The sequence below is a fragment of the Mariniflexile maritimum genome, assembly GCF_009746565.1.
Classification (GTDB): domain Bacteria; phylum Bacteroidota; class Bacteroidia; order Flavobacteriales; family Flavobacteriaceae; genus Mariniflexile; species Mariniflexile maritimum.
Genome location: NZ_WRPN01000002.1, coordinates 573,577 through 580,696, shown reverse-complemented (window position 1 = coordinate 580,696; position 7,120 = coordinate 573,577). Strand labels below are relative to the sequence as shown.

The following is a 7,120-nucleotide window of genomic DNA, read 5'->3' as shown; positions in this document are numbered from 1 at the left end:
CCAAAATTCTTTCGTAATTTGCGCTCAAGTTGTTCATTGTTAATGTTTTATGGCTAAAACAATTTACTGATTATCAGTAAGATGGACAACTTTTTTCTTTTAAATCATAATGCACAACGGGTTAAATTATTTAAAAAAACATTGATTACTAAAGGTAATTTAAAACTTATTTTCGATACATATTACGAAACACTTGTTCAATATGCGAATCGATTTTTGCCTTTAAGAGATGAATGTGAAGATTTGGTTCAGGATATTTTTTTAAAATTATGGGAAAATAAAAATGCTTTTCCAGACGAGCTATCATTAAAGGTTTTTTTGTACAAAAGCACTAGAAATAGGTGTTTTAATGTTATTAAGCACAATAAAGTTAAAGAAAAATACACTTCAACTAACGTACAATCTTTAGAGGATGGTAATTTGTTTTTACAACAAGTTTTAGAGGAAGAAATTACAAGACAACTTTATATAGCTATTAAAGCTCTGCCTACAAGAAAACGGGAAATCATTAAACTAAGTCTAAAAGGGTTAAAAAATAATGAAATAGCCAAGGTGCTGAACATTGAACTTCAAACAGTAAAAACATTAAGATCTCAATCCTACAAGATTTTAAGAGATAAATTTAAAGATCTACAGACATTTATCTATTTCTTGCTGACTTAAAATGCTACATACTGGTTATGTTTTAGCATAAAATCAAAAATTTTTAAAAAAAGCACAAATATTAATAGTACTCTTTTTAAACTCAGTTGTTCTATATATAACTAAACGAAATATTGAATATAAATGAATAATATTTTTATCATATCAAAATTAATAATAAAGAAGAAATTAAAAATTTTAAGTGATTCGGAAAAAGATCAATTAAAACAATTTAATAAAGACTACCCATTTTCAAAAAATATCGATTTTGAAAAGATTACTCAAAAGTTTACAGATTATTCAAAAGTAGATAAGAATAAAGCATGGGAATCATTATTAACTAAGATGGAGGTTCATAAAACGGAAAAAACGAAACCTATTTTTTTGCTTTCATGGTTTAAATACGCTGCAATGATCGTTTTATTTATTGGTTTAGGATATTTCTATCAACAAGGTTATTTCACTAAGCAAACAACACTTATAATCCCAAGCGAACAAATCACACTGGAATTGGACAGTGGGGAGATAAAAGTGATTGATGATCATAACTCAACTTCAATATTAGATACAAAAGGGCGTATTGTTGGAAATCAAAAAGGGAATAAATTAATATATACTAATGATTCTGAAGATGAACTTTTAGTTTACAACACAGTAACAGTTCCATATGGTAAACGCCTTGAAATCCAACTGTCAGATGGTACAAAAGTGAATATAAATGCAGGTTCTTCATTAAGGTTTCCTGTTAAGTTTTTAAAAGGCGAAAGTCGTCAAGTGTTTTTAAAAGGTGAGGCTTATTTTGATGTGGTAAAAGATACAGAGCATCCTTTTATGGTTAATGCTGATGAATTGAATATTAAAGTATTAGGAACTAAATTTAATTTATCATCATATCCCGAAGATGAAAACATAAAAGCGGTATTAGTTGAAGGTTCTGTAGTTGCCTATAAAAATACCGATCATCATTTGTCAAATGAAGCAACTCATTTAAAACCAAATTTTGGAGCCATATTGGATAAAAACAGCAAATTAATTCAAGTCAAACAAATGGACGTAGCAGCCAGTACTGCTTGGATGGAAGGCAAGCTTGTTCTGCAAGAAGTAGAGTTTAAAGATATGTTAAAAAAGCTTGAACGTCAATATAATGTTGTCTTTATCAATAACAATAAATCATTAGAAAGCAGATATTTTACAGCGAAATTTGATATTGAAGATATATATCAAGTCGTAAAAAGTTTAAGTCTGTCTGGTAATTTTACTTATAAATTTAACAAGAATACAATTATAATTAACCCATAAAAAAGAGCCTATGATGAAAAAATGATTTAATATTTAAATAAATTAATTAAAAGTCACTTTTGAAATAGTTTATAAAAACAAGTTTTAACCACTTGTAAAAACAAAAAAAACCGGAAAATGTTGCAGCATTTCCCGATTTCAAAAAAAGTGATTTAAATGTCTAACACACTAAATCAAATCAAAAGTATGAAAAAATTCATTGTTGAGATGAACGAATTGTTGCGTCTCTCTAATATAAGCTTAAAGATGAAACTTACGTATATCCTTTTTTTAATCACTTTATTTCAAATTCAAGCGAATACATATTCCCAAAATGTTAAAGTTACTTTGGACTGTAAAGGAATGAAAATTGAAGATGTTTTAAATGAAATTGAACGAAAAACAGAATTCAAATTTTTATACGAAAAGGATGTTTTTCAAAAAAATAAAATTGTAAACATCGTATCCAACAAAGAAAAGCTGTCAAATGTATTAAAAACACTTTTTAAAGAATTTAATGTTGATTTTAAATTTGTTGACAAACAAATAATTTTATTAAACAAAGGCAATAACGAATCATCCATAATCGACTCCTTAAAAGAGGTGGTTGATAAAATGCTTCAGCAGTTTGTAAGTGGAAAAATAACAAACAGCAAGGGAGAGCCTTTGCCAGGAGCAACAGTAGTATTAAAAGGAACTACTCAAGGTGTTAGTACTGATATTGATGGTAATTTTAGATTATTAGTTCAGGAGAAAAATGCTGTGTTGGTAGTATCTTATATTGGCTATGAAACTATAGAAGTTGTTGTTGGGGATAAAAGCAACATTAATATTCAACTCAATGAATCTCTTACCGGTTTGGATGAAACAGTAATAGTAGCATATGGTAAGGTTAAAAAAGAAGCTTTTACAGGCACTGTTGGGGTTGTGGACGTAGCAGGGGTTGCAAACCAGGGCAATATATTAAATGTAGATCAGGCTTTGCAAGGGCAAGTTGCAGGTGTACAGGTTAGCAGTCCGTCTAGTAGACCAGGAGCCGCAGCTAGAGTAAGAATAAGGGGGAGCTCTTCTATATTGGGCACAAATCAGCCATTGTATGTGGTAGATGGAGTGCCAATTTCTCCTTCTACAGAAACCCCTGGTTATACAGGATTTATTGATTATATAAGTAGTAATGATGCAACAACACTTGAGAACGAAGGGTTTAATAACGATTTAGGTTTTTTAGATTTTAATAATATTGAAAGCATTTCCATTCTAAAAGATGCTACTGCTACTGCAATATATGGCTCAAGAGCAGCTGCAGGTGTAGTAATTATAACAACTAAAAGTGGGAGCAAATCTAGCAGGCCTCAATTTGAACTTGCTGTTACTCAAAGATCCAATATAACACAAAAAGTGGATGTTCTTAATACTGCACAATATGAAGAGATTTATACAGATGCTATCCAAAATTATGTAAATTCTGGCGGCGTGGTTCCTACCAGTGATTCATTTGCATTAGGTATTTTAAACGGAACAGAAATTAATAGGGATATCGATACAGATTGGCAAGATCTAGCCATTAGAAAAACGTCTCAAACTAATAATTATGCCTTTAGTGTTAGAGGTGCAAGTGAAAAGGGTACATATTATTCATCACTTTCTTTACAAAATGATAATGGTGCAGTTATTGGGGATAAGCTAACCAGATATGCCTTTGGATTAAACTTAAAGCAGGATTTGAAAGATAATTTGTCGTTTTTCAGTAATTTGAACTTAGGAAGATTGGAAAGCGATTATGCTTTAAATGGGCTTTATAGTACTTTAGAAGCGGCAACGTTTATCAGACCGGATAGAACGCCTTATAATGAAGATGGTTCTTTGGTGCCCTTAATAGGGGATATTTACAATCCGCTTTCTTCAAAAGAAAGAAGAGTAACTACAACCAATTTTTCAATGGTGGCAAGTGTTGGTTTGGAATACGAGCCATTTAAAAATTTATTTTTAAAGACTACAGGTATATTACAGCATATAAACTCTGAGAGTTATTCTTTTTATCCAAGTTACACACAGAGTGGTGGTTCTACAAATGGAAGAGGAAATCTTATTGATAGGAATACACTTAACCCATCTGTTGAAACCACATTAACTTATGATTTTTCGGTAGGTAAAAGCAATGCCAATATTTTAGTGGGTAATACGTTTCAAAACGAGAAAACTGAGACAAATAGTTACTATGGCGAAAATTTTCCCAATGATGATACTTTAAGAGGTTTAAGTTATGCAGGAGAAAATCTTTCCATACAACAAGCTATAACAGAAAGTACACTAGTGTCTTTTTTCTCTAGATTTATTTATGACTTTGATAATAAATATCTTTTAAGTTTTGCGGGTAGAATTGATGGCTCATCTAAATTTGGTGAAAACAACCGTTGGGCATCATTCCCTTCTCTTGGTGTTGGTTGGAATATTCACAGAGAAAAATTTGCCGAAAAATGGAATGGTTTAAATTTTTTAAAACTGCGAGCCAGTATCGGGCAATCAGGTAATGTGACTTTCGACCCTAATCAGTCTTTTAGCTTATTTGGTGCATTAAACAGCACATTGGGAGTTTACGATGGTAATACAGGCGTAGTACCTTTAAGAATTGGCAATCCTGATTTGAAATGGGAAATTACCACCCAAAAAGATCTAGGGATAGAGTTCGCTGTTCTAGACAACAAAATAAAAGGAGAAATAGGATATTATATTAAAGATACCAAGGATGTGCTCTATCAAACCGAACTGCCTTCTTCTAGTGGGTTGTATACCGTAATATCAAACTTAGGCGATACCCAAAATAGTGGTTACGAGTTAACCCTTAACTTTAATATTCTAGATTCTGAAGATTTAAAATGGAACCTAGGTTTTAATGCTGCAACTGCAAAAAGCAAAATTATACGACTAAATAGTAGTTATAAAGATGAGTTTGGTGGTGTTTCCTTAAATGGATTATATTTTAAAGAGGGTCAAGCACTTGGGTTAATTCGTGGTCATGTAGCTAATGGTTTGTTTCAAACACAAGATGAAATTGACGCATTAAATGCAGGTGCACCTAGTGGGCTTTATCAAGCTTCCTTAACAAGCCCGGGGGATATTTATTTTGCCGATTTAGATGGTGATGGAGAAGTTAGTACATCGTCCTCTGGTCCAGATGTTACTAATATTGGGAGTATAGAACCAGATTTTTTTGGAGGTATTAATACCAATATAAATTATAAAGGCTTGTCTTTAAATGTATTTGCCAACTATAGTGTAGGGAACGATATTTATTGGAAAGCAGGAGAGAATACTTATAGTTATACATCTCTTAACGACCAAGGAAATAAAGAATTAATAGCACTAGATCGTTGGACCCCAGATAACACCGACGCTAAATACCCAAGGGCTGTATATAGAACTAATTTAACTGGTGGTAACCAAAACAATAGAATATCTAGTTTGTATGTTTTAAAAGGCGATTATTTGCGTATTAAAACAGTAACATTAGGTTATAACTTACCAAAGGAAGTGCTAGAATCGCTTAATTTTCAAGGTCTTTATTTATACTTAACAGGCACAAATTTGTTTACTATAACAAAATATCCTGGAGCGGACCCCGAGTTTACCAATGTTAACAGTTTTAGAACACCTATAGACAACAATAAATATCCAGCAACAAAACAAATTGTTGCAGGGGTTAGGTTAACTTTTTAAAAGATTTAAGAGATATATAATAAGCTGAACATTAGTATATTTTGCTGATTGAAATAAGCAAAAATAATATCTGATAATAAAAAATCATAAAACATAAACAGATGAAAAATAAAATAATATTACTCTGCATATTTACAAGTTTTTTATACAACGCTTGTGATGATGCTCTAGATGTAAAACCAGAAAACTATTTGTTTGAAGAACAGTTGGTAACCGATGATAAAAGTGCACAAACTTCTCTTACAGGGGTTTACACACAATTAAATTGGCTATATGCTCAGTATTTTGAGCTTGTACCACCTATTATGGATGGTTCTCTAACGCCTACAGCTAGTTTAACTGGTATTTGGGGCGAAGCTAAAAATAACACGTTTGATTCCTCAAATGCTGTTACTAACACAATGTATGAATGGCCATATTATATTGTAAATTCAGCAAATGCTACTATTAAAGCTGTTTCAGGAAACGAGGCGGTTTCTCAAACAGAAAGAGATAGGATTCTTAGTGAAGCCTATTTTCTAAGAGCTTTTGGGCATTACCAAGCACTGCGTCTTTTCGGACAATTTTTTGATACCTCTAGTAATTATGGCATCGTAATTCGAGATAAACTTTCAACTGTTGAAAATAGTCAAAAAGCACGTTCGACCGTACAAGAAAGTTATGATTTCATCCTAAGTGATTTAGATAAAAGCATCGATTTAAACGCACCATTTTCAAAAAATTATTATGCATCTGCTGTAGCGGCAAAAGCATTTAAAGCTAATATATTAATGTATATGGGTGGTGATGCTAATTATACCGAGGCCATTAATTTGGCAAATGAAGTAATAGCTTCAGGTGCTGTATCATTAGAAACTAAATTTGAAGATGTGTTTCTTAAAGGATCAGCAAATAGAGAAGTGATCTTTTCGCGAACTGTAGGTACTGGTCAATCTAATAAATTATCCAGCTTTTTTCAAACCAATGTAAAGGCTTCCACATGGGTTCAGAATTATTTATTGGGAGATCCTAGAGCTGCGGCATCTTATTTAAGTACAACGAAAGTGATTAAAAAAATATACACAACCAGTTTAACCGCAAGTCCCACAAATTATTTGCGTTTAGCTGAAGTATACCTTATAAAAGCAGAGTGTCAAGCCAGACTTAATCTGTTATCTCAAGCAGAAACCACTCTTAATGTAATAAGAAATAGAGCCTATAGCGGTGCTGCCCCAGCTTTGGTTTACACCACTAAAGAGCATTTACTGGATTTAATTTTTAGCGAGTATGTTAAAGAACTTTGTTTTGAAACAGGGGCCGTATGGTTTGCTGCTATTCGATATGGTAAGTTAGAAACTCTTAGACCAAGCATAACAAGCACAAACCAATATATCTTGCCCATTCCAATTTCAGAATTAGAAACTAACCTTGAGTTTGGTGCACAAAACCCAGGGTATCTTGGACTGTAAATAGTGGTTTTTTATTTAAAATTAGGGTTATACTC

Annotated in this window: 4 protein-coding genes; all 4 read left to right on the top strand. The window is 32.1% G+C overall.

Translation table 11 applies throughout. The features are described from left to right. Positions 1–81 precede the first annotated feature (81 nt). The 4 genes from GQO80_RS05300 (at position 82) to GQO80_RS05285 (ending at position 7,085) form a co-directional block, all read left to right on the top strand. Positions 82–663 (top strand): RNA polymerase sigma-70 factor, encoded by a 582-nt coding sequence (locus tag GQO80_RS05300; RefSeq protein WP_157207280.1) that lies wholly within the window; start codon positions 82–84, stop codon positions 661–663. 123 nt (positions 664–786) lie between these two features. Next, the gene (locus GQO80_RS05295) at positions 787–1,941 is read left to right on the top strand and encodes a FecR family protein (RefSeq protein ID WP_157207279.1); all 1,155 of its coding nucleotides are present in this window, start codon (positions 787–789) and stop codon (positions 1,939–1,941) included. Between the two features lie 156 nt (positions 1,942–2,097). After that, the gene (locus GQO80_RS05290; protein WP_157207278.1) at positions 2,098–5,637 is read left to right on the top strand and encodes a SusC/RagA family TonB-linked outer membrane protein; all 3,540 of its coding nucleotides are present in this window, start codon (positions 2,098–2,100) and stop codon (positions 5,635–5,637) included. Positions 5,638–5,738: 101 nt separating this feature from the next. Further along, complete coding sequence (locus GQO80_RS05285) at positions 5,739–7,085, top strand: RagB/SusD family nutrient uptake outer membrane protein (RefSeq protein WP_157207277.1); 1,347 nt, start codon at positions 5,739–5,741, stop codon at positions 7,083–7,085. The last annotated feature ends 35 nt before the right edge of the window (positions 7,086–7,120 follow it).

Coding starts and splice junctions, on each gene's coding strand:
- GQO80_RS05300 (WP_157207280.1), top strand. CDS start 82: ATGGACAACTTTTTTCTTTTAAATCATAATGCACAACGGGTTAAATTA.
- GQO80_RS05295 (WP_157207279.1), top strand. CDS start 787: ATGAATAATATTTTTATCATATCAAAATTAATAATAAAGAAGAAATTA.
- GQO80_RS05290 (WP_157207278.1), top strand. CDS start 2,098: ATGTCTAACACACTAAATCAAATCAAAAGTATGAAAAAATTCATTGTT.
- GQO80_RS05285 (WP_157207277.1), top strand. CDS start 5,739: ATGAAAAATAAAATAATATTACTCTGCATATTTACAAGTTTTTTATAC.